17 protein-coding genes are annotated in these 23,922 nt (G+C 34.5%); 8 read left to right on the top strand and 9 right to left on the bottom strand.

What is annotated here, in order from left to right:
- Positions 1–123: 123 nt before the first annotated feature.
- Positions 124–1,677, bottom strand: a complete 1,554-nt coding sequence (locus tag ACHRV3_RS16040) for an aldehyde dehydrogenase family protein (RefSeq protein ID WP_395427892.1) — start codon at positions 1,675–1,677, stop codon at positions 124–126.
- Positions 1,678–1,860: 183 nt separating this feature from the next.
- Between ACHRV3_RS16040 and ACHRV3_RS16035 the strand changes: the two genes are divergently transcribed.
- Complete coding sequence (locus ACHRV3_RS16035) at positions 1,861–2,820, top strand: MBL fold metallo-hydrolase (RefSeq protein WP_395435360.1); 960 nt, start codon at positions 1,861–1,863, stop codon at positions 2,818–2,820.
- Positions 2,821–2,857: 37 nt separating this feature from the next.
- Entirely contained in the window at positions 2,858–3,148 is a 291-nt protein-coding gene (locus ACHRV3_RS16030; protein WP_047774892.1) for a type II toxin-antitoxin system RelE/ParE family toxin, read from the top strand.
- Positions 3,149–3,150: 2 nt separating this feature from the next.
- On the opposite strand, the gene ACHRV3_RS16025 is transcribed toward ACHRV3_RS16030, so the two are convergent.
- The 3 genes from ACHRV3_RS16025 to ACHRV3_RS16015 form a co-directional block, all read right to left on the bottom strand.
- Positions 3,151–3,462 carry a hypothetical protein gene (locus ACHRV3_RS16025; protein WP_395435359.1) on the bottom strand — a complete coding sequence of 104 codons (312 nt, stop codon included), beginning with the start codon at positions 3,460–3,462 and terminating at the stop codon, positions 3,151–3,153.
- A 105-nt stretch (positions 3,463–3,567) separates the two neighbouring features.
- On the bottom strand, positions 3,568–4,107 hold the full coding sequence (locus tag ACHRV3_RS16020; protein ID WP_395435358.1) for a 3-hydroxyanthranilate 3,4-dioxygenase: 540 nt from the start codon (positions 4,105–4,107) through the stop codon (positions 3,568–3,570).
- A gap of 113 nt (positions 4,108–4,220) precedes the next feature.
- Positions 4,221–5,312, bottom strand: coding sequence for an endonuclease/exonuclease/phosphatase family protein (locus ACHRV3_RS16015; protein WP_395435357.1), 1,092 nt, complete (start codon positions 5,310–5,312; stop codon positions 4,221–4,223).
- A gap of 237 nt (positions 5,313–5,549) precedes the next feature.
- Between ACHRV3_RS16015 and ACHRV3_RS16010 the strand changes: the two genes are divergently transcribed.
- The 3 genes from ACHRV3_RS16010 to ACHRV3_RS16000 all read left to right on the top strand — a co-directional run bounded on the left by ACHRV3_RS16010 (position 5,550) and on the right by ACHRV3_RS16000 (position 8,037).
- Positions 5,550–6,449, top strand: coding sequence for an LD-carboxypeptidase (locus ACHRV3_RS16010; protein WP_395435356.1), 900 nt, complete (start codon positions 5,550–5,552; stop codon positions 6,447–6,449).
- Positions 6,450–6,900: 451 nt separating this feature from the next.
- Entirely contained in the window at positions 6,901–7,260 is a 360-nt protein-coding gene (locus ACHRV3_RS16005) for a YraN family protein (RefSeq protein ID WP_395435355.1), read from the top strand.
- A 120-nt stretch (positions 7,261–7,380) separates the two neighbouring features.
- Positions 7,381–8,037: an aspartate kinase gene (locus ACHRV3_RS16000; protein WP_047774884.1), complete on the top strand. Its 657-nt coding sequence runs from the start codon at positions 7,381–7,383 to the stop codon at positions 8,035–8,037.
- A 700-nt stretch (positions 8,038–8,737) separates the two neighbouring features.
- On the opposite strand, the gene ACHRV3_RS15995 is transcribed toward ACHRV3_RS16000, so the two are convergent.
- The 3 genes from ACHRV3_RS15995 to ACHRV3_RS15985 are packed head-to-tail and all read right to left on the bottom strand — an operon-like array spanning position 8,738 to position 13,560.
- Entirely contained in the window at positions 8,738–9,571 is an 834-nt protein-coding gene (locus ACHRV3_RS15995) for a hypothetical protein (protein WP_395435354.1), read from the bottom strand.
- A gap of 28 nt (positions 9,572–9,599) precedes the next feature.
- On the bottom strand, positions 9,600–12,965 hold the full coding sequence (gene mfd, locus ACHRV3_RS15990; RefSeq protein ID WP_395435353.1) for a transcription-repair coupling factor: 3,366 nt from the start codon (positions 12,963–12,965) through the stop codon (positions 9,600–9,602).
- Complete coding sequence (locus ACHRV3_RS15985; protein WP_047774986.1) at positions 12,958–13,560, bottom strand: hypothetical protein; 603 nt, start codon at positions 13,558–13,560, stop codon at positions 12,958–12,960. Before ACHRV3_RS15985 ends, mfd begins: the two co-directional genes overlap by 8 nt.
- Positions 13,561–13,915: 355 nt before the next feature.
- On the opposite strand from ACHRV3_RS15985, the gene ACHRV3_RS15980 reads away from it, so the two are divergent.
- Positions 13,916–14,854 (top strand): L-threonine 3-dehydrogenase, encoded by a 939-nt coding sequence (locus ACHRV3_RS15980; protein ID WP_047774879.1) that lies wholly within the window; start codon positions 13,916–13,918, stop codon positions 14,852–14,854.
- A gap of 190 nt (positions 14,855–15,044) precedes the next feature.
- Positions 15,045–16,247 (top strand): DUF418 domain-containing protein, encoded by a 1,203-nt coding sequence (locus ACHRV3_RS15975; RefSeq protein WP_395435352.1) that lies wholly within the window; start codon positions 15,045–15,047, stop codon positions 16,245–16,247.
- Positions 16,248–16,317: 70 nt separating this feature from the next.
- On the opposite strand, the gene ACHRV3_RS15970 is transcribed toward ACHRV3_RS15975, so the two are convergent.
- Together ACHRV3_RS15970 and ACHRV3_RS15965 are read right to left on the bottom strand one after the other, a co-directional pair.
- A complete protein-coding gene (locus ACHRV3_RS15970) occupies positions 16,318–18,198 on the bottom strand; it encodes a M1 family metallopeptidase (protein WP_395435351.1) in 1,881 nt (626 codons plus the stop codon).
- 61 nt (positions 18,199–18,259) lie between these two features.
- Complete coding sequence (locus ACHRV3_RS15965; protein ID WP_047774872.1) at positions 18,260–19,894, bottom strand: S8 family peptidase; 1,635 nt, start codon at positions 19,892–19,894, stop codon at positions 18,260–18,262.
- Between the two features lie 228 nt (positions 19,895–20,122).
- Between ACHRV3_RS15965 and ACHRV3_RS15960 the strand changes: the two genes are divergently transcribed.
- The gene (locus ACHRV3_RS15960; RefSeq protein WP_395435350.1) at positions 20,123–23,881 is read left to right on the top strand and encodes a T9SS type A sorting domain-containing protein; all 3,759 of its coding nucleotides are present in this window, start codon (positions 20,123–20,125) and stop codon (positions 23,879–23,881) included.
- Positions 23,882–23,922: the final 41 nt, after the last annotated feature.

Raw genomic sequence — 23,922 nt, 5'->3', positions numbered from 1 at the left:
CAAATAAAACATAGCAACAAAACCTGAAACTTGAAACCTGAAACAAAAGAAATAAAAGAAACAAAAAAACCGTCTCAACTTAACGAGACGGTTTTTCTAATACTATATGAGATAATAATGATCTTACAAATCAAATTTTATTCCCTGAGCTAATGGAAGGCTCGTTGTATAATTGATTGTATTGGTTTGACGTCTCATGTAAATTTTCCAGGCATCAGATCCTGATTCACGACCACCACCGGTTTCTTTTTCACCACCAAAAGCACCACCGATTTCAGCTCCTGAAGTTCCGATGTTTACATTGGCAATACCACAGTCAGAACCTACTACAGATAAAAATCTTTCGGCCTCACGTAAATTATTAGTCATAATGGCTGATGACAATCCTTGAGCTACCCCGTTTTGAAGATCAATTGCATTGTCTACTTCTCCCGAATATTTTACCAGATATAAAACCGGAGCAAATGTTTCGTGTTGTACAATTTCAAATGAATTTTGAGCCTCGGCAATAGCAGGTTTTACATAACAACCACTTTCGTAACCTTCTCCCGAAAGTACACCACCTTCTACCAAAACAGTACCTCCTTCGGCAACTACTTTATTCAAAGCCTTTGCATACATTTCAACAGCATGTGTGTCGATTAGTGGACCAACATGATTGTTTTCGTCAAGTGGATTCCCAATACGCAATTGTTTGTAAGCAGCAACTAACGCATCTCTAACTTTATCGTAAATACTTTCGTGAATAATCAATCTTCTGGTTGATGTACAACGTTGTCCTGCTGTACCAACTGCACCAAAAACGGCACCTATAACAGTCATCTTGATATCAGCATCCGGAGTCACAATAATGGCATTGTTTCCTCCTAATTCCAATAATGATTTTCCTAAACGTCCGGCAACGGTTTGCGCTACGATTTTCCCCATACGGGTTGAGCCTGTAGCAGAAATTAAAGGAATACGTGTATCAGAAGTTAGTAATTCTCCAATTTTATAATCACCGTTGATCAGGCATGAAATCCCTTCCGGTAAATTATTTTCTTTGATAACCTGTGCCATAATGTTTTGACAAGCGATACCACAAAGAGGTGTTTTTTCTGAAGGTTTCCAAACGCAAACATCACCTGAGATCCAAGCCAGAGCGGTATTCCATGCCCAAACGGCAACCGGAAAGTTGAATGCTGAAATAATACCGACAACTCCTAACGAATGATATTGTTCGTACATACGGTGTCCCGGCCTTTCAGAATGCATAGTCAATCCGTGAAGCTGACGTGATAATCCCACTGCAAAATCACAGATGTCGATCATTTCTTGGACTTCGCCATAACCTTCTTGAAGTGATTTACCCATCTCATAAGAAACCAATTTACCAAGAGCTTCCTTATTCGCACGCAATTTTTCTCCAAACTGACGCACAATCTCGCCACGTTGTGGAGCCGGAATTAATTTAAAAGTCTTGAAGGCTGCAGTTGCAGCTTGCATTACTTTTTCGTAATCTGCAGGTGTAGACATTTTTACTGAAGCAATTAACTTTCCGTCTACCGGAGAATAACTTTCTAAAATCTCTCCTGATGAAAAGTTTTGTAAACCTGTCGATGTTCCTTCATTTATCGCTTTGATGCCCAATTTTTCCAGAGCTTCATTCATTCCAAATTGTGATGCTATTGTTGTCATTGTAACTTTTTTAGTTAAAATTGTTATATTTTTATGTAAAGATATTATTTCGAGTTGAATTTTTATTCAATTCAATTGTTAAAATGAAAGTAAATTTAGGGTTAATTACGATCAATAACAGAAATACAAAGCAATTTATTCCTTATAATTCATGAAATTTGCAACAATAAAATTATTCTAATTATGAGATTTCTTCATCCGCTTTATATTTTCCTTATTTTAATTTCTACCAGTGCATTTTCTCAGAAGGAGCAAAAACCTTCTTTTCAAATTGTGCCTTTAGGAGTAAAAGGTGGTATTGACGAAAAAAATCTTTCTGCCTATTTATTGGCGCCAGCAAGCTCAAACGATTATATCTGCCTTGATGCCGGAACAATAAATGCCGGAATTGAGAAGGCAATTGAAAAGAAAACGTTTAAGATTTCGACTAGCGAAGTATTGCGAAAATACATCAAAGGATATCTTATTTCTCATGCACATTTGGACCATGTCTCCGGTCTAATTATCAATTCACCTGCGGATTCCTCTAAAACGGTTTACGCAACAAAAAAATGCATGGAAATGATGGAAAATCATTATTTCAACGATCAGACCTGGGCAAATTTTGGGGATGAAGGTCCCGGATTTCCTTTAAAAAAATACCACTTTCAAACTTTATCAATTGGAGAGGAAACACCACTTACCAATACCTCAATGACGGTGAAAGCTTTTCCGCTAAGTCATGTTAATCCTTTTGAAAGCACTGCCTTTTTAATCAAAAATGAAGACCACTATGCTTTATATTTAGGAGATACCGGACCGGATGCGGTCGAAAAAAGCAATAATTTACATGATTTATGGACTGCTATAGCGCCACTAGTCAAAAACAAACAACTGAAAGGTATTCTCATTGAAGTTTCTTTTCCGAATGAACAACCGGACCAATTTTTATTTGGACATCTGACTCCGAATCATTTGATGAAAGAACTTCATCTACTAGAAGAATTATCCGGAAAAGGTACCTTGAAAGGTTTTAAAATTATCATTACCCATTTGAAACCACCGACAAAGAATATTACTAAAATTAAAGAACAACTCAAAATTCAGAATGATTTAGGTCTTCAACTTATTTATCCGGAACAAGGGAAAAAGATTATTTTGTAAGTTTATTTTTATAAATTAGCCAAATAAATTATTCTCGATGAAAATTATTTGGTCTGAAAAAGCAAAATACAGCTTTCATAGTATTCGAAATTATATTGAGATATGCTGGTCTCCTTTGATTGCAAAAAAATTCACCAATGATGTTTTGCGTGTAAACAACTTACTAGAAAAAAATCCTCACTTAGGAAAGTACAGAGCAGATTTAGAATGTCGCGAAATAGTAATTTCCAAACAAGTTACTTTGTATTATGAAATACAAGAAGGTTATATTCAATTAATTACTTTTTGGAATAATCGTCAACAGCCGATAGAAATTCTGGATTTGTAGGTTTAAATTAATTTTTTACTTCTCAATTCTTCCAACATTTCTTCATGTGTTATAAAGTTTCCATTCTTTAAATCACGCTTCCCTTGTTCTATATCAGCTAATAATTCTAACCTAAAATTTTCCTCAGGCGAAAGAATCTTTGCTATCGATAACATTTCATCCGGGGTAAACGTCTGCGTTTTTAATTTTCGATAAAATGTTGGGCTAGGAATACCAATCTGTTCAATAACATAATTCTTTTTGAAGGGAGAATTATTCAATACATCTTCCAGATTAGCAACGATGCTTTTATATGTGATAATTTCTTGTATCATTTTTGATTGTTTAGTATCTCATTTTATAATGTAAATATACTCAAAAATAATACACTGTATCATAAACCCAACAGGTTTTTTAAACCTGTTGGGTTTAAAGTAAATTTATTTTTTAGCAACAAATCTGGGGTCAGATTCCATCACAGTCCCGCATTTATCGCAGGTTCTTAATGATTCTGAATTATAAAAATGCTCAAAATGAGGCAGGAAATCTTTCTCTATATTATGCAATTCAAAATGTACTTCATACAATTTATGATTGCAGTTATCACAATGCCAAAGCAAACCGTCTGTATACCCTTTTCCGGCACGTTTGCGTTCGATCACCAGACCTATAGAACCTTCTGAACGAACAGGAGAATGCGGAATCTTTGCGGGATGCAAATACATATCACCGGCATTCAAAACCATTTCTTTACGTTCGCCATCTTCCTGAATCACCACTTTTATACTGCCTTCCAGCTGGTAAAAAAGTTCTTCCGTTTCATTGTAATGATAATCTTTTCGGGCATTTGGCCCTGCAACAACCATAACGATATAATCACCGGAATCAACATAAAGATTTTTGTTTCCAACTGGTGGTTTCAATAATTGACGATTTTCTTCAATCCATTTTGTGAGGTTGAAAGGTTTAGCTATTGCCATTTTTTTGAGGTACTAAGTTTCTAAGATGCTAAGTTAGGGAAAAGTTTTCAGTTCGCGGTGCCGGTAGAGATGGACTGCAGTCCATCTCTACTGCCCATCTCTACTGTCCACCTCTACTGCGAATTTACCTCTTTAATCAAATAAATATAAACCGGAAAATGATCACTAAAACCTACTTCTGTCAAGGAATGTCGCAATGGATATCCCTTATATTTTCCCGAGCTTTGAACGATATACGACCTTCTAAAAATACCGGCTTTCCAGAACTTAAAAGAGGAGAAATCAGGTCGTATTAAAGGTTCTGAAATTATAATCTGATCGAAAATATCCCAAGAGTCTCTGAAGGCAAGTGTGCCCATCCCTTTATTAAACATTTCTTCAAATGGGTTAAAGACTCCAAATTCAAGAACCTCCCCTTTTTTTGCCTTTGCACCCAAGGCAACTTTTATACTTTTATTGTATGGCCCATCGTTAAAATCCCCCATTGTTATAATCTTGGCATTTGGGTTTATTTGCTGTAGTGAATCGATAATTTTCCGATTAAGTCTGCCGGCTGCTTCCCTATATTTACCGGAGACTTCTTCTCCACCCCAACGGGATGGCCAATGATTGACAATAATACTTACTTCTTCCTGTTCTAAAAATCCTGTAACTAAAAGCTGGTCTCTTGTAAAAACACGATTGTTCCCGACTGTTGTGTTTATTTCTTCTTCTGACTCCTTACTCTCTTCTTTTTTCACAGCAGTACTATCCCCATAGATATACAACGGAATACTGGAAAATGAAGTTGGTCTGAAATACTTCTTCTGAAACAATAAAGCCACATCGATTCCGCGTCTGTCCGGCGAATCAAAATGAATGATTCCGTAATCATATTGTTGTAATTTTGATTCCTTTATTAAATCCTCCAGAACTCCCCTGTTTTCAATTTCAGCCGCTCCTATTAAGGTTGGCGCATTTGTATTCTCCGGTGTTCCGATTTCAGATAAAACCCTCGCCAGATTTTTTAGCTTTTTCCGATACTTTTCATTTGTCCAATTTTGAATTCCGTTTGGAGTCCATTCATCATCATTTCTTTCCAAATCATTTACCGTATCGAAAAGATTTTCCAAATTATAAAAAGCTACCGTATGGATCCTATACTTTTTAGATTGACCGAATAACGTAACGATACAGAAAAAAAGAATCAAAAAAAATTTACCCATTGTTATTTATATACTTTTTCAGAACTTCAAAACTACAAAATAAAATCATTATTTGTAAGTAATTTCCTGTATTTATGTTTTCTAAAATACTTATATTTGTCAATCGCATTAATACACCAAGCAAAGTAAACTATGAACTTAAAGAGCTTTCAATACACAAAGAGGCGTTTTGTTATTTGTAAAATCGTAATTCTTACTTTTGCTTTACAATCATTCACCTGTCAATCCCAACAAAACATGATCACACCACCTTATCTACAAAAAGGAGATACCATAGCTATTCTGGCAACTGCCCGAAAAAATATAGATGACAATCTTAAACCTACTATAGATTTATTGCATAGTTGGGGTTTAGAGGCTGTAATAGGAAGTACCATTGGTCTTGATGTCAATCAATTGGCCGGAACTGATGAGCAACGTGCTGCCGATTTTCAAAAACAATTAGACAATCCTAACATTAAGGCAATTTGGTGCGTTCGTGGTGGATACGGAACTGTCAGAATGGTTGATCTTTTAGATTTTACCAAATTCAAACAACACCCAAAATGGATTGTTGGTTTTAGCGACGTTACGGTCTTACACAATCATTTGAATACAATGGGATATAAATCGATTCACGGCGTAATGCCTGTTACTATTCCACGTGCTACTCCTGATGCGATTAGTTCAATGAAATCAGCTTTGTTTGGTGAACCTCTTTCCTATACTGTTGCTCCTGATGTAATGAATCGTTCCGGAAAAGCAACAGGAGAATTAGTAGGCGGAAATCTCTCTATTCTATACAGCTTATTAGGTTCACAATCTGCTATAGACTGCAAAGACAAAATTTTATTTATTGAAGACTTAGACGAATATCTTTATCATATCGATCGCATGATGATGAATCTAAGACGCAACGGTTGTATTGAAAACCTGAAAGGAATTATTGTTGGTGCCATGACCAAAATGAAAGACAATGAAGTTCCATGGGGGAAAAATGCCGTAGAAATTGTAGATGATGTTACTAAAAAATACAATATACCGGTAATTTTTAATTTTCCGGCCGGTCATATTCGCGACAATAGGGCTTTGATTATGGGAAGTACCATAACAATTGATGTCAATGCGTCCGGAAGTACTGTTGTTTTTGACAAATAAGTTAGACAAACACGTATCGGTGTCAAACCAGCAAAGTTTAAACCATATAAGTGATGTAAGTTCATTTAAACTAAACTTATTTTTCTCACCTTAATTACATGGTTTAAAAAACAAAAGATAGAATGATGTCAATGCGTCCGGAAGTACTGTGGTTTTTAACAAATAAGTTCCACAAACATAGCACTGTGTAAAACTAGCAAAGTTTAAACCATATAAGTAATGTAAGTGCATTTAAGCTAAACTTATATTTTCTCACCTTAATTATATGGTTAAAAAAACAAGAGATAGAATGATGTCAATGCGTCCGGAAGTACTGTGGTTTTTAACAAATAAGTTCCACAAACATAGCACTGTGTAAAACTAGCAAAGTTTAAACCATATAAGTAATGTAAGCAAAACTTATATTTTCTTACATTACTTATATGGTTTAAAAAAAACAAGAGATTAAAAAATGGCAAAACACAACGAACTTGGAAAAAAAGGGGAAGAACTTGCCGTAGAGTTTCTCTTGGAAAACGGCTATGAAATCCTCGACCGAAATTGGACATTTCAAAAGGCAGAAATAGATATAATTGCTCAAAAAGAAAACATTTTAGCTATAATTGAAGTCAAAACAAGATCGAGTATAGATTTTGGTTTACCGCAAGAATTTGTCAAACCAAAAAAAGTTCAGCTGCTCGTAAAAGCAGTAAATGCCTACATAAACGATAGGGAAATAGATTTTGAAGTTCGTTTTGACATCATCGCAATCCATAAAAAAGGGGAATCATTTGCAATTGAACATCTTACAGACGCTTTTTATCATTTTTAACATAATTTTTACTTGTTATAATTGTAACAAATTGTTTTTTTATTTATATTTGCGCAGATTTATAACACCACAATTAACTAAACCAACCCAATTAAGTTACCCAAAAACAATTAAAAAATTATGAAAACCGTTTCTTCAATTGTCGAAAATTACATTAAAACAAAACCTTTTTTATTGAACGCTTTATCGCTGGGAATTATTAATCTTACTTCGCTTTCACGGAATATCATGACCGAGTTGGAGAGTGAATTTGGCAAAGAAGTAAAACAAGGCGCTGTTGTAATGTCACTTAAACGACTTACCGAAGAATTAGATTTTAAACTGAATCATAAAATCAACAAAGTCATTAAGAATATTGGCGAAATTACGGTTCGTTCCGAATTAACGGACTATACTTTTGCAGCCTCAGAAACTGTTTTAAACAAACAAGCGGATCTGATCTCTGATATTAATGTATTGTCTGATATTTTTTATACTTCATCTCGTGGTGTAAACGAAACTAATATTGTAGTAAGCAGCAGTGTTAATCATTTGGTTGAAAAACACTTCATACGTGAAAAGCTGATTCAGAAATTAGATAATTTAGCTTCAATTACAGTAAAGCTTCCTAAAGAAAATATTGTTGTTCCAGGTATTTATTACTTTATTTTTCAACGCTTGGCTTGGGAAGGAATCATCATTAATGAGGTAATCTCAACTTCAAATGAATTTACTATTTTAGTTGGAGAAGATCAGGTTGATGTTGCTTTTAAAGTAATTAAAGATCTTAAAAATTAATCCCATAGAATCATCCGATTCTTTTTTATACATCCTTTTATCTTTCCATCTAAACGAAAGATAAAAGGATTTTTTTATTCCCAAACAGTACTACAAAGCCCGTATTTTAAAGAACTCTAATAAGAATATTCTCAAAAACCTGCTTTGTAATTGTTAATTTTTAGAAACACAATTCCTAAACTCATCGATCAAAAAACGGGTTTGCCCTTAGTTTTAGCGACACTCCACACAAAAACATTAAAAAAAAGAAGAATTATATTTTTTTACGCACAATTTTTTAAGAATAATATTTTTATATATTTGTTAACGCGTTAACAGAATTAATTATTCAAAACTACAACGAAAAAAAATGTTCGTTTTTGAATAGCAGTATAAAGAAGATTTTTTTAAGAACCGAAAATCGTACGAATAGCAGGATTACCCTATTCAGAAACCCGGTATCGCTATAAATACAATCAGAAGTCAAACAGACAAAGTAGTATACTTCAGGCTTCTGATCAAACTGTCTAGACCAAAAAACCACTTTTAACCAATCAAATCACTCTTTTCGGGGTGATTTTTTTTCGCCACGAATTGCACGAATTTTAAGATTAAGTCAAAAAAATGTGGCGCATTAAGAATTAAACATCACGCAGATTTCGCAGATTTTCGCAGAAAGTAATGATAAAAAAAATATTCAAAAATTGATTTTCCTTCTTCTTTAATAATATTCATAAAGTGTCTTGTCATTATCTGAAGTTAAACCACCCCAAGATGTCGTCGGTTGTACTTGACTAATCGGATAGTTGTCAACATTATAAACAAATTCATTTACAAGAGGTGGATAAGATTCAGAAAACTTTGTAGAAACAAGATTATTCGAAGAAGTTACATCTACAGAAATAGGATCAATAGATCGAAGATAATAAAGGCTATCATAAAAGCTTCTTCCACTGTAGTATATAGGATTCTTTTTGTTATCATAACTATACTCAATGGCTCGATTTGGAGCTCCATTACTATCCCTACGATAAACAATCTTCACTATATTATTGTTATCATCATATTTCAACTCTGCAACTGATGAGTTTTTATAGGCCTCTGAAGGCTCAATGCGAACTATTTTAATAATTCTACCTTTGCCATCTGTATGCAGCTCCGAAAATACTTTTTTTGAAAAACCATGCTGCTTTGTAACAACAATTTTATTCGGCAAATAACTAAATAAGACACAATCCTCAACACCGTCAATGACTTTAATCAATCTATTCTTATTATCATATTTATAGGTTTTCTTCTGTCCACCGATTAACGTGGACGAAAGCCTTCCTTTATAATCATATTCATAATTATCTACTTCCAAAATTCCATTTGGAAAATGATTAAAAACTTTCCTCATAAGGCCTTTATCATATTCAATAAAGGTGGAATGTCCGTTTCCATAAATCATAACTTTCAATAATCCATTATTTGAAACTTCTCCAGAATCATCCGAACTACATCCGGAAAAAACAATAAGCATTAACAAGCAAAAAAAATTAATCTTCCCTTTCATTTATTTTGAATCTATTTAAATTTTGAATCTATTCTTCAAGCAATTCCATTAATTCCAAAGCCCTTTTGGTGGATTTTACATTTTCAAAAGTCAATAAAAGTCTTAAGCCATTGGGAGTTTGCTTTTCTTTCATTTGGCAAAGATTACTATGTGTTTGCACAAATTTTATAACCTTATGAAAACGTTTGGATTGATAATAATCGGACTGTTGGTCTGAAACAAAATAACCAATCATTTTGCCTTTTTTCATGACCAGTTTCTCTATACCTACACTTGTGGCGATCCATTTGATGCGAATACTATTCATCAATGCATTGGCACGCGGAGGCATCGGTCCGAAACGGTCAATTAATTTATTTTGAAAGACAACCAGTTCTGCTTCATTTTTCACAGCACCAAGCTCGTTATACAAACTCAAGCGCTCTGTAACATTATTAATATATTCATCAGAGAACAACAACTCAAAATCGGTATCAATCTGTAAATCTTTTACATATTCCTTAGTTTCGATATCATTTTCTTCCGGATACAAATCTTTGAATTCGTTTTCTTTTAATTCTTCGATGGCTTCGTTCATGATTTTCTGATAAGTATCGAAACCAATTTCATTGATAAAACCACTTTGTTCCCCACCTAATAAATCTCCCGCACCGCGAATTTCAAGATCTTTCATGGCAATATTAAATCCACTTCCGAGTTCGCTAAACTGCTCTAGCGCCTGAATACGTTTACGGGCATCATCCGTCATTGAGGAATAAGGCGGACAGATGAAATAACAAAATGCTTTTTTATTGCTTCGTCCTACTCTACCACGCATTTGATGCAAATCCGACAATCCGAAGTTGTTGGCATTATTGATGAAGATTGTATTGGCATTTGGAACATCTAAACCGCTTTCAATGATTGTAGTTGCTACTAAAACATCAAAATCTCCATTCATAAAGCCCAGCATCAATTCTTCAAGTTTTGCCCCTTCCATTTGTCCGTGACCGATTCCGACTCTGGCATTTGGAACCAAACGCTGAATCATTCCGGCAACTTCTTTAATGTTTTCAATTCTGTTGTTGATAAAGAAAACCTGTCCGTTTCGCTGAATTTCATACGAAATTGCATCACGAATAATTTCTTCATTAAAACCAACCACATTAGTTTCAATCGGATAACGATTGGGTGGCGGTGTTGTAATTACAGACAAATCGCGCGCTGCCATTAACGAAAACTGCAATGTTCTCGGAATTGGTGTTGCTGTTAATGTCAATGTATCTACGTTTGCCGCTATCGTTTTGAGTTTGTCTTTTACGTTAACTCCAAATTTCTGCTCCTCATCTACAATCAATAAACCAAGGTCTTTAAATACCACATTTTTGTTGACCAGCTGATGTGTTCCGATTACAATATCCAGCTTCCCTTCGGCCAATTGTTTTAAGGTTTCTGCCTTTTGTTTGGCAGTTCTGAATCGGTTTAAATAACCAACAGAAACCGGCATGTCTTTTAGTCGCTCTGTAAAAGTGCGATAATGCTGGTACGCCAAAATAGTGGTCGGAACCAGTATAGCGACTTGTTTACTATTGTCAACGGCTTTAAAAGCAGCACGAATCGCCACCTCCGTTTTACCAAAACCAACGTCACCACAAACCAGTCGGTCCATCGGTCTGTCGCTTTCCATATCGGCTTTTACCTCTGCTGTTGATTTGGTTTGATCGGGTGTATCTTCGTAGATAAAAGAACTCTCTAATTCGTTTTGCAAATAACTGTCCGGCGCAAACTGAAATCCTTTTTCCAAACGTCGTTTTGCGTACAACTGGATTAAGTTGAATGCTATATGTTTGACACGTGCTTTGGTTTTTTGCTTTAAAATCTTCCAGGCGTTCGATCCTAACTTATAAATTTTAGGCGGCGTTCCGTCTTTTCCGTTGTATTTTGAAATTTTGTGAAGCGAATGGATGCTCACATACACTATATCATTATCGGCATAAACCAACTTTATAGCTTCCTGCGTTTTGCCTTCTACCTGAATTTTCTGTAAACCACCAAACTTTCCAATTCCGTGATCGATATGTGTAACGTAATCTCCAACAGAAAGTGCTGTAAGTTCCTTTAGCGTGATATTCTGCTTCTTAGAATAGCCGTTTTTGATATTGAATTTATGATAACGCTCAAAAATCTGATGGTCTGTATAGGCCGTAATCTGATTTTCTTCGTCAATAAATCCTTGATATAATGGCAGTACAATGGTATGATATTGTTTTCTGATGTTCTCCGAATTAGCCTCATCTAAGGTTTCAAAAATATCATGGAAACGTTTGGCCTGCGTTTCATTTGAACAGAATAAATAATTTTTATATCCGTTAAAATGATTGTCGCTCAGATTATTCAACAACAAATCAAACTGTTTGTTGAAAGAAGGCTGTGGCTGTATATGAAATTCGAAACTCTTTGTCGTTTTGAAAACAGGTTTTGAAGCCAATTCTACAATTGAGAAATCTAAAGCTCTTTTTATAAATGCGGACTGGTTTAAGAACAGTTGTTCGGGAGTCGCATGTTTTATTTCTCCGGAAAGTTTTTCGAAAGCTTCTTCTGCCCTGGCAAATTGTTTGTCTAACTGAGAAAAAAGTCCTTCTGTATTCTGAATAAAAAGCACCGTTTTTTCTGCAATATAATCCAGGAAACTTTCTCGGTTCTCCTGAAAAATCTTGTTCTCCACATTCGGAATAATCGTGATTTTTTTATGGGTTTCAACCGACAACTGGGTTTCCACATCAAAACTTCGAATGCTGTCTACTTCATTCCCGAAAAACTCAATGCGATAGGGGTGATCGTTCGAAAAGGAAAATACATCAACAATTCCTCCACGAACCGAAAATTCACCGGGTTCGGTAATAAAATCGACTCTTTTAAATTCGTATTCAAACAAAACTTCGTTGATAAAATCTATAGAAATTTTATCATTCAAAGCGACTTTGAGTGTGTTTTTATCCAGTTCTCTTCTGGTTACTACTTTTTCAAAAAGAGCTTCGGGATAGGTCACAATTACCGCTGGTTTTTTGCGGGAATTAATTCGGTTTAAAACCTCAGCACGCAATAAAACATTGGCATTATCGGTCTCTTCAATCTGATAGGGACGACGAAACGAACCGGGATAGAACAAAACATCCTGTTCGCCAATCATTTGTTCTAGATCGTTCAAGTAGTATGCTGCTTCTTCTTTGTTGTCTAAAATAATCAAAAAAGGCAATTCTGTTTTCTTAAAAACACTTCGGACTACAAATGAAACTGCCGATCCCAGCAATCCGCTCAGATGCATTTTTACTTGATTTTGCTCTAGTAATTGTGTGGCAATCTGCTGACTTTTAGGCAAATTGTCATACGTAGTATATAAGGCGTTTTTACTCAACTTTAGGTAAATTTGGATCTATAATTGCGTTCGGGATAGCACGTGTTGTGTCTAACATTTTCAGAAAATCGGCTTCTCCTTCCTCTTTTGGAATCTTAGCTTTTTCGACAACTTTATCCATTTGTCGCTCTAACGAGACCAACTCTTTATTGATATCCCCAATTAGAAACGTCACTTTATCATCCGGAATTGTGCTCAGGTGAATGTACAAATCCATCATTTTGATTTTAGTGATCAAAATTGAAATTCTGCTTTTTATCTGAGGTTGATTAAATTGCGCGGGAATATTATTGTTTAAAAGCATTGCTTTCTTAGCTATCGCTTCTGATTTTTTCTGAAACGCTCCAATTGTCTTCCTTGGTTTTTCTCCGATTTCCTTTAAAAAGTCACGCCATTCAGTCCACACAACTCTATTTTGTTCAGAGACTTCGTTGATGGGTTCATCTATAAAAGCCCAGCCTTTATTGATGTTATTGAATATGGCTTCCTTTTTTTTAGCTTCTTTTTCATAGGCTGCACGACGTTTTTCATCTTCACCCTGACATGAATTCAGTACAAAAATCAAAAGTAGAAAAAGAGATATTTTATATTTCATTTGGTAAAACATTAAGCTACAAAGTTACAAAGTAAATTTACAATTACGAACTCTGTTTTTCGTCTCAAATCATATAAAATTGTGCGCTTTTTTTGCCACTAATTTCACGAATTGGCACGAATTATTCTTTTGCCACAGATTTCACTGATTAAACGGATTTCTTTAAAGAAAAACACACAAGTAAAAAATCATTCTAGGCTTTTTAATCTGTGGCGATTTTCTTCTCGTCAATACCTTTTTTACGGAGAATAACCCAACAAAGAAACTTCGTTATTGTTAAATTTATAATTTGCATTGTCAAAAAACATATTTATTTGCGAAAACGTTATATTTGTATCTCTAAAAAAATTAACACATGAATCCAAAAATCTTGATCATTGGCGCTTGCGGTCAAATTGGGACTGAACTGACTCAAAAATTACGTAAATTGTATGGAACAGAAAATGTAATTGCTTCTGACATCCGGAAATTAAATACTGATGTTGTTAATTCAGGGCCTTTTGAAGTGGTCAATGCTTTAGATTTTAATCAAATTGAACATTTGGTTGAGTTGCATAAAATTACCGATGTTTATTTAATGGCGGCACTTTTATCGGCTACAGCTGAGAAGAATCCGGCATTTGCATGGGATTTGAATATGAACTCTTTATTCCATGTTTTAAATTTAGCTAAAGCAAAAAAAATTCAAAAAGTTTTCTGGCCATCAAGTATTGCAGTTTTTGGACCAACAACTCCAAAAGAAAACACCCCTCAATATACCGTAATGGAACCTTCTACGGTTTACGGAATTAGCAAACAAGCAGGAGAAAGATGGTGCGAATATTACCATAACATTTATGGTGTTGATGTTCGCAGTATTCGTTATCCGGGTTTAATCAGTTGGTCTACGCCTCCGGGTGGTGGTACTACCGATTATGCTGTGGATATTTTTTACAAAGCGATTTCAGATAAAAAATACGAGTGCTTTTTATCTTCAGAAACAAAAATGCCAATGATGTATATGGATGATGCGATTGATGCTACTATAAACATTATGAAAGCACCGGTTGAAAAAATCAAAATTCATTCATCTTATAATTTAGCTGCGATGAGTTTCACACCAACCGAAATCGCTGCTGAAATTAAAAAACATATTCCGGAATTTGAGATTACTTACAATCCTGATTTCCGTCAAAAAATTGCAGACAGTTGGCCTGCAAGTATTGATGACAGCTCTGCCAGAGAAGACTGGGACTGGAAACATACTTTTGACTTAGAGTCAATGACAAAAGATATGCTGGAGCATTTGGGATAAACCCAAGCGCTTTTTTACCTCTATAAGCATGTTATTTTAAAAGAAAATCCTTTTAGAATAACATGCTTATTTTTTTTACAAAATGTTTCTTAATTAAAAAATACGAATTGTAGAATTTCTTACATTTGATCTGTTTTTAACAAACTAATTAACCAAACCCTTACACAAAGGAAAAAAAACCGTTAGATTTATGACAAATTCGTTAAATCCTATTCAGGAAGACAAAAGAACCGCTATTGTTGATATTTTAAGAGGATGGGCTTTACTAGGTGTTGCCATAGGAAACTATGTCGATTTTCGCTACATCGGGCTAGACCGTTTTATTCAAAAAAAAGGTGCTTTTTCTGAAGTAATAAGCTTTTTTAATTTAACCTTTTTTTCTGCCAAATCCTGGACTTTATTGAGCATTTTATTTGGATACGGTTTTGCAATACTTATAAATAATGTTGCAGAAAAAGGCAAAAATCCTGTTTCTTTTTTCTGCTGGCGAATGTTTATTCTTTTTGCTTTTGCTTTTGTAAATTCTGCTTTCTGGCTTGGCGATATTTTAAAAGACTATGCTTTTTTAGGTTTATTTCTTTTGCTCTTTTATAGAAGTTCCCCTAGAACAATTCTTATAAGCAGCATCGTTCTTTTAGTATTCATTCCGTTTCTTACGGCCTACATTAATAGTATAAAACAAACATTACCCGATGTACAGTCTACTGCCAAATACTTAAAATTATTTTATTCTGATAATTGGCTCGATGTATTCCAATTCAATTTACTGGGAACGTATTATCAGGAAATGATTAATCTTCCTTATGCAATTACCGTACACGTTGTGATGTTTGCCCTGATGCTTTTGGGATTTTATGCCCAAAAAATCAACTTTTTTAATCGTTTACCTGAATTAAAGAAATCTTTAAAAAGAACCCTTATCATCACGTTCTTTTTAGCAATTGCTTCCGGAATTCTTTTCCAAATCTTCCTTAAACAAACAGTCGTTTTTACTTATTTTAATCCTGTTTTTTGGACCATAATAAGTACAATGTTGTTTATAGCATCCGGAATTTGTTTGCTCTATACAAACGGAAAACTAAAAACGGTCTTCAACTATTTCAGGGTTAGTGGTAAAATGACTTTAACCAATTATCTGATGCAAAATATCATTGCCTTTTTCCTATTTTCCGGAGCTGGCTTCAAAATTTACAACACTTTACCGTACTGGTTTTACTTTTTCTTAGCGATTTTTGTGTTTACAATTCAGTTATTCATAAGCAAATGGTGGCTTGACAGATACAATTATGGCCCCGTTGAATGGCTGTGGAGAGTGTTGAGCTATAGAAAGATGTTTCCGCTAAAAAAGACCGTACAAAGCGAAACGATAACAAATGTAAAACCCATTTTATAGATTTACTCTTAAAAGAAAAAGCCCTTAAAAAAATTATTTTTTAAGGGCTTTCTTTATTTAATTCAGTAAACTATTTTACTTCATAAACATTATTTGTTGCTTTTACATCTGCCATTAATCCGCTTGGATCAATTGTGATTTTTTTAATTGCAGCTTTGTTTTTATCTATTGTAAAACTATAGTTTGACATTGCCCAAGCCCAATCTTCCAAAACAGTTCTTTTTACGTTTGGATTCGGATTTGGTTTAATGTAATTCATCATTCTTAATGGAATGTAGAAACTCTCTGTTGTACCATCTGTATATTCAACTGTTAAGTCAAGAGGCATTGGCATTCTTCCGATTCTTTCTAAAGAAACGGTTGTTTTACCAGCATTATCAGCTACGTCTTTTATTCCGTAGTCAATTGTATTTGTTGTTTCTGCCCAGTCAATCAAATACCAGTCCAGTTCAGCACCGGAAACTCGCTCTGCTGTTCTTTTGACATCATTTGGCGTTGGGTGTTTGAATTTAAAATCATTGTAATATCTCTTTAAAGTCGCATCTAAATTCTCCTGACCAATTACATAAGCCAACTGAGAAAGAAAGATACTTCCTTTTACATAAGAAGAGATACTGTAAGGTCTGTTCTCATCATAACGATCACCATGAGTGGTTTGTGGCTGCTCTTTTCCTGATGAGACTAAGCTGTAATACGCATTATAGTTTCCTTTAAACGGATTTACTTCTTTTTTATCTCCTGCCAATTCATTCAAAGCACTGTCTTCAATGTAAGTTGTAAAACCTTCATCCATCCATGGGTGTTTTGATTCGTTTGAAGCTAAAATATGTTGGAACCAAGAATGTCCTAATTCGTGTGTTGCCGTTCCCAGAATTCCTTCAAGAGTTCCGTTTCCTAACATTAAAGTACACATCGCATACTCCATTCCACCATCACCTCCTTGAATAAAGGAATATTGTTTGTACGGATAAGCTCCAACTCTCTGATTATAGTAATCCATTACTTTAACCATTAATGGCTCCAGTTTTTTCCAGTTCTCTGCTACTTTAGGATTGTTTTTGTAGAAGAAATGCAAATCAACATCATTTGGTCCTTTTACAATATCATGAATGTAGTTTTTATCAGCTGCCCAGGTAAAATCATGCACGTTTGGTGCAATAAAATGCCAGGTTAACGTTTTTGCTTTTTTAGGATATACTACTGTTACACCTGCATCTTCGTAACCGTGTCCGATTTGGTTTTTGTCCTGAAGATATCCGGAACCTCCAACAGTATACTCTTTATCAATTGTAATTTTCACATCAAAATTACCCCACACACCGTGAAATTCTCTCGCGATATAAGGATCTGCATGCCAGCCTTCGAAATCAAATTCCGCTAATTTAGGATACCATTGTGACATTGACAATTCGATTCCTTCCGTGTTATTTCGTCCTGTACGACGCACCTGAACCGGAACTTGTCCGTCAAAATCTAACGTAAAAGTTGATTTAGAATTCGGCAAAATTGGCTTCGCCAGTGTTACTTCCAAAATAGTTCCGGAAGTTCTGGTTTGAGCGGTAACACCATCTTGTTTAAAATTGGTAACCTTCAAATATCCTACTTCGTTTGGTTTTAAAGTTTCAATTCGGCTTTGCTTTGTTTCTTTACCATCGGCACTTTTTACTTTATTCACCATTCTTCCGTCCGGATCTTTAATAAAATGCAAACGAGCATCCATCTCACTTCCGGGTTGAAATGCATTCAGAAATAAATGATAGAATACTTTTTTTAATGTATCGGAAGAATTATTGGTATAAACCAATTCTTGCCTCCCTTTATACTGATAGTTTTTTACATCCATCGAAACCTCCATTTTATAGTCGGCATGTTGTTGCCAGTATGGAGCGCTTTGTGCAAAAGCTGAGTTTAAACCCAAACTCAAAAAAGATAATAGAATAATTTTATGCATATTCAATAAAATAGAAAATGGAAGAGTCTTCACTCTTCCATCGGATTAGTAATTTATGTTTTTATTTTTTTGACATTTTTTCAGCCATTAATAAAGCGTTATAAGCGTTTACCATTTTGGCTGTTTTAGAAGATTCAGCAGACGAAACCGGCACCGGTTTTTGACTCGGATCCGGGTTTTCACCTAAAACTACCATTGATGGGAGAGCAACTCCTGATTCCATCAAAATATGTTTTACTTGTGAAGCTTTTAATTTTGGATAATAAGAACGGATCAAAGCAGCAACTCCCGCAGCATTCGGCGAAGCCATTGAAGTTCCTTGCAGATACTTGTATTTGTTATTAGGAACTGTTGCGTAGATTTCTTCACCCGGAGCAAAAACGTCAACGTTTATTTTTCCGAAATTAGAGAATCCTGCGATTACATTTTGTCCGTATTCTTTATTGATCGCACCAATTGTAATAACATTATCCGCAAATTCTTTTATATTGTCTTGAGAGTCATTCGGGTAATTGATGTTTTTTGTTTCATCAATATTGTAACCGTCATTACCTGCAGCATGAACAATTAATACATCTTTTTTAGCGGCATATTTTATAGCCTCGTACACCCATTCTTTATGAGGAGAGAAACTTTTCCCGAAACTTCCGTTAATTACTTTTGCACCATTGTCAACAGCATAACGAATTGCCAAGGCAATATCTTTATCATACTCATCTCCATCAGGAACGGCTCTAACCGTTAAGATTTCAACATTGTTGGCAACACCGTCTCCACCTAAATTATTACCTCGAACTTGCGCGATAATACCCGCAACGTGCGTTCCGTGAAGGGCTTTTTCTTTATCAGGACCAAAAACTACGTTATTACCATACTTTGTGTTTTTGATGTCTTCCGGATTATCTCCTACCACTTTTCTTCCGTCAAAATCTTTATTCAGATTGTAATTGAATTGATCGTAAACCTGCTCTCTGTAAGCTTCCAACTCTTCTTCCGGATCAAAAGTTGGTCCTGCATTAGTAAAAATCTGTGTCATGATATTTTTACTTAACACTATTTTTTCGTCTGTTGAAGTAATTGTGCTTAAATCTTCCAACTTGTAAGTGGTCTTATTTAAAGCTTTTTTTATTGTATTGTGAACGTCCAACAAATAATCAACCTGTTGTTTGTCCTGCAACAATTTTTTAGATTTTTCTTCGTATTGCGCCAATGCATTTTTGTATTCGGCAGATCCGTCATCTCCTTTTTTAACAACACGAGTCATTTCAAGATTTTCATGTACGGCATCCCCAAGGAAATTCCATCCATTAATATCATCAATAAAACCGTTTTTGTCATCATCAATTCCATTACCCGGAATTTCTTTAGGATTGGTCCACACCATTCCTTTCAGGTCTTCGTGTTCGATGTCTACACCGGAATCCACAATACCTACAATTACTTTTTTACCAGTTTTTCCTTGTAGTAACTCCGCATAAGCTCTGTCGACACTCATTCCTGCAATAGTATCTTTTACTAAATCAAGATGGCTCCATCTTTTTAAATCATTCTCAGAAACCGGAGCTTTTTTTACAATAACCAAAGGTGTTGTAATGGCTGCTTTAGGAGTAGAAACTTGTGCTTGTAAAGTTGCACTACAACCTGCTAAAACAAGTAATGCAAAAGCAGATAACGTATTTGATTTTATAGGACTCATGTAATCTATTTTAATATAAAAGTTAAAAGTTGCGACTAAATTATGCTTTTTTGTTGCAAAAAACTAACCATTAACACTGCCTTATGATTTTTTAGTGGTTATCTGTTTATAAATGTGTACTTTTCGTGTGTTTTAATATTGTTTTTTGAAAAAAAATTAATACGGGTTTCCGTAATAAAACCCAATCTAATTTGTATACTTGCATTTCCAAAATACTAAAACCTATCTATGAAAACAAAACTACTTTTATTCTTGGTATTAGCCCATTTTTCTATTTATGCACAAATAAATTTAGTCTCCAATGGGGAATTTGAAAACTGGACAAACAGCAAAACATTGCCGGGCTGGACGATCGAAAACAATGTTAGTCAGAACACTACCGACTTCTGGAGGGGCGCTAACAGTATAAAACTGTCCTTTTTAAACAACACTTTAATTCCGAAAATTACAACTCAAGTTCCCATGAGTGCCGGAATTACCTATACAATAAAGTTTAAATACAAATATTTAAGTAGTAACTACAATAACGCGCACCCTATTGTCCTGAATATTAGCAAAAATGGAAGTTCGACAACACTTTCGAATACTACTTTTGCCACAGACAATAATTGGGGAACCAATGAAATCACTTTTACACCGGACCAAAACCTGTCTTACGATCTAAGTATTTCCTTGCTTACAAATGATGCTATCGGATTTAATGTGGCGATTGATAATCTGCAAGTTTATGTTCAGGGAACCGAGCAATATACCCTTATTCCGGATGTAATTTTCGAAACGAAACTAATCCGACTTGGCATTGACTTGGGGGCAACTGACGGAAGAGTGCTGACCTCTAGCATAGCGACACTAAATTCTTTAGATGTAAGTAATAATCAAAGCAATCTTCCAAGTCAATCTATTATAAATATGACCGGGATTCAGGATTTTAAAGCCTTAACTTCTTTGTCCTGTTTTGGCAACTTGATCACGAGCTTAGATCTTACTAAAAATAGTGCTCTGACAACTTTATACTGCCAACGCAATCGACTAACGAATCTGGATATTTCTAAAAATACAGCTTTAACTTATATCAATTGCAATGACAATCAATTGACAAATATTGATGTTTCTGAAAAAAAAGCGCTGACTTATTTAAATTGCTCAAACAATAAACTAACAAATCTTACGGTTTCAAAAAGTGTTCTTTTGGAATATTTATATTGTGAAATCAACGCATTAACAAGTCTTGATGTTTCAAAAAATGTTAGCCTAAAAGCTTTATCTTGCAGAACTAACTCCTTAACGAGTTTAAACTTAAAAAACGGAAAGAATACGCTCTTTTATTGGAATTCTGCCTATAATATAGAGGTTTATGACAATCCCGGATTGAGCTGCATCTTAGTAGATGATGTAATTTATTCAAATAAAAACTGGTCCAATAAGAAAGATTATCAAGCCAGATATACCTTGCTCTGTGATCAACAATACACCGCGATCCCTGATTTAAATTTTGAGAAAAAATTAATCGCCCTTTTGATAGACGCGGGCCCAACCGATGGGAAAGTGCTAACGGCAAGTATTTCGTCACAGACCACATTAGACGTTTCAAATAGTGCTATTGCAGATTTAACAGGAATTCAGGATTTTACCAAATTAAGCACTCTAAATTGTTCCGGAAATACTTTAAGAAATCTGGATTTTTCAAAAAATCTAAGTCTGACCAATTTAGATTGCAGCAAAAATCAATTAAGTTCACTTGATTTTACTAAAAATAGTGCTTTGACAACTCTACGTTGTTCAAATAACATTGAACTGGCTACCTTAGAGGTTTCTAAAAATAGTGCTTTGACGATTTTAGAATGTAAGTCAGCCAACCTAAGGTCTTTAAACGTGACCCAAAATTTGAAGTTAGAAGAACTAAATTGCAGTTATAATATTTTGGCTCGTTTAGATGTTTCAAAAAATATTCATTTGACTTCTTTGGACTGTTCTTATAATCGAGTGCCGGAGCTGAATATTTCTAATCATCAAAGTTTGATTACTTTAAATTGTTCAAATAATGAATTAACAAGTCTTGATGTTTCAAGTACAATGTCTCTGAATAATTTTGATTGCAGCACCAATAAACTAGTTAATCTGAATGTGAAAAATGGCAATAATCTAAACATGCCAAAACCTAAGTTTCTGAGCAACCCGAATTTAACCTGTATCAGCGTTGACAAGGTCGCTTATTCGAATTCGACTTGGAGTTCTTCTAAAGACAAAGCAGCTTCTTACAATACCAGTTGTGGTACTTCTATTGCCTACACGTTGATTCCGGACCCTGCTTTTGAAGACAAATTGATCGCAATAGGAATTGATACCGATGGGAAAAATGGAAAGATCATGACCACCAGTATAATTTCGGTAACTTCTTTAGATGCTTCTTCTGCCAATATTTCAAATTTAGGCGGAATTCAGGATTTTCTGTCTTTGACATATCTGGATTGCGGCTTGAATAAAATATCGTATTTAAATCTATCCAAAAATATATTTTTAGCTACTTTATATGCTCCCGAAAATGCCCTGGAGACTTTAGATGTTTCTAAAAACACTGATTTGAGCTATTTGGATTGTAGCAAAAACCGATTAAAAACCCTCGATGTTTCTAAAAATAAAGCGCTGACTTATTTGAATTTGAGTATGAATTCCCTTTATTCTAATTTTACAACCTTAGACGTTTCTAATAATACAGCTTTAACAACTTTAAATTTTTCAAATAACAAAATAACAACTATAGATCTAACCAAAAATCCAGCCTTAACTGCTTTCAATTGCAATACGAACAGTATAGAATATTTAGATGCTTCTAAAAATACTGCTCTTGTAAAACTGGATTGTTATGGGAATCGATTATGGTATTTAAATTTGAAAAACGGAAATAACAAAAACCTGGATATTGCCAATTCTAATTTTACGAATAATCTAAATCTAAGCTGCATTGAAATAGATGATCCTGCTTATTCAAATGCAAACTGGTCGGGTAAAAAAGATGCAGCTGCGAGTTTCAATGAAGCGTGTAATTTGAAAAACACTTTAATTCCTGATATTAATTTTGAAGAAAAGTTAATTGCGTTAAAAATTGATTCCGGCGTTCCCGATGGAAAAGTTTCAACCGCAAGAATTTCTTTTGTAACGGAACTAAACCTAAATGGAGCCTCTATTTCTGATTTAACCGGAATTCAGGATTTTACAGCATTGACCAGTTTATTCTGTACAAATAATCTATTGACTACAATCAATATTTCTCAAAACTTAGCTTTAACCTATTTAAATGTTAATGATAATAAACTAACTACTATAGAGACTTCAAATAATCCTGCCTTAGAAGAATTATATATCTCTGATAATAAATTGACAAGTCTTAATCTTGCAAAGAATCTTAAGCTACACGATTTGTTTTGCATGGACAATCAATTAACTACTCTTGATGTTTCAAGCAATAAAGAATTATATGATTTGCGTTGCTCTTCCAATCAATTAAAAATTTTGGATCTTTCTAAAAATCGCCTTCTGGATTTAATATACTGTAGCAATAATGATCTTTCGGCTTTAAATTTAAAAAGTGGAGGAAACAAATACATCAGACAAATAAACCTTATAGAAAATCCTTCATTAAGCTGTATTTTGGTCGATGATGTTTCCTATTCTAATACAAATTGGGCCAATTTCAAAGACGCCACAGCAAACTTTAAAACGGTTTGCGATGCCTTAGGCCTCGAAGATTCTGTTTTTAAAAACACTGTTGTGTATCCAAATCCAACTAAAAACATTTTAAACATCCAAAATGTAAGTTTAGAAAAAGCAACGGTTTACAACGCACTGGGGCAACTAGTAAAAACGTTTACTTTAGATGCAACAAACACCGACAATACCATCAATTTGTCCGGTCTTCCAAAAGGAATTTACTATGTATACTTAATCAATCAGGATGCGGCTTCGGCTAAGAAGATAATTCTGGAATAAGTTGATCTAATCTAAAACTAAAAAATCCCATTTTCATCGAT

Source organism: Flavobacterium sp. FlaQc-49, assembly GCF_044005985.1.
GTDB classification, from domain to species: Bacteria; Bacteroidota; Bacteroidia; order Flavobacteriales; family Flavobacteriaceae; genus Flavobacterium; species Flavobacterium cupriresistens.
The sequence above is the reverse complement of the archived record's forward strand: the minus strand, read 5'-3'. Positions and strand labels throughout refer to the sequence as shown.

Coding starts and splice junctions, on each gene's coding strand:
- ACHRV3_RS15995 (WP_395435354.1), bottom strand. CDS start 9,571: ATGAAAGGGAAGATTAATTTTTTTTGCTTGTTAATGCTTATTGTTTTT.
- ACHRV3_RS15965 (WP_047774872.1), bottom strand. CDS start 19,894: ATGAGTCCTATAAAATCAAATACGTTATCTGCTTTTGCATTACTTGTT.
- ACHRV3_RS15975 (WP_395435352.1), top strand. CDS start 15,045: ATGACAAATTCGTTAAATCCTATTCAGGAAGACAAAAGAACCGCTATT.
- ACHRV3_RS16010 (WP_395435356.1), top strand. CDS start 5,550: ATGATCACACCACCTTATCTACAAAAAGGAGATACCATAGCTATTCTG.
- ACHRV3_RS16005 (WP_395435355.1), top strand. CDS start 6,901: ATGGCAAAACACAACGAACTTGGAAAAAAAGGGGAAGAACTTGCCGTA.
- ACHRV3_RS15980 (WP_047774879.1), top strand. CDS start 13,916: ATGAATCCAAAAATCTTGATCATTGGCGCTTGCGGTCAAATTGGGACT.
- ACHRV3_RS15985 (WP_047774986.1), bottom strand. CDS start 13,560: ATGAAATATAAAATATCTCTTTTTCTACTTTTGATTTTTGTACTGAAT.
- ACHRV3_RS15970 (WP_395435351.1), bottom strand. CDS start 18,198: ATGCATAAAATTATTCTATTATCTTTTTTGAGTTTGGGTTTAAACTCA.
- ACHRV3_RS16035 (WP_395435360.1), top strand. CDS start 1,861: ATGAGATTTCTTCATCCGCTTTATATTTTCCTTATTTTAATTTCTACC.
- ACHRV3_RS16020 (WP_395435358.1), bottom strand. CDS start 4,107: ATGGCAATAGCTAAACCTTTCAACCTCACAAAATGGATTGAAGAAAAT.
- ACHRV3_RS16025 (WP_395435359.1), bottom strand. CDS start 3,462: ATGATACAAGAAATTATCACATATAAAAGCATCGTTGCTAATCTGGAA.
- ACHRV3_RS15960 (WP_395435350.1), top strand. CDS start 20,123: ATGAAAACAAAACTACTTTTATTCTTGGTATTAGCCCATTTTTCTATT.
- ACHRV3_RS16000 (WP_047774884.1), top strand. CDS start 7,381: ATGAAAACCGTTTCTTCAATTGTCGAAAATTACATTAAAACAAAACCT.
- ACHRV3_RS16040 (WP_395427892.1), bottom strand. CDS start 1,677: ATGACAACAATAGCATCACAATTTGGAATGAATGAAGCTCTGGAAAAA.
- ACHRV3_RS16030 (WP_047774892.1), top strand. CDS start 2,858: ATGAAAATTATTTGGTCTGAAAAAGCAAAATACAGCTTTCATAGTATT.
- ACHRV3_RS16015 (WP_395435357.1), bottom strand. CDS start 5,312: ATGGGTAAATTTTTTTTGATTCTTTTTTTCTGTATCGTTACGTTATTC.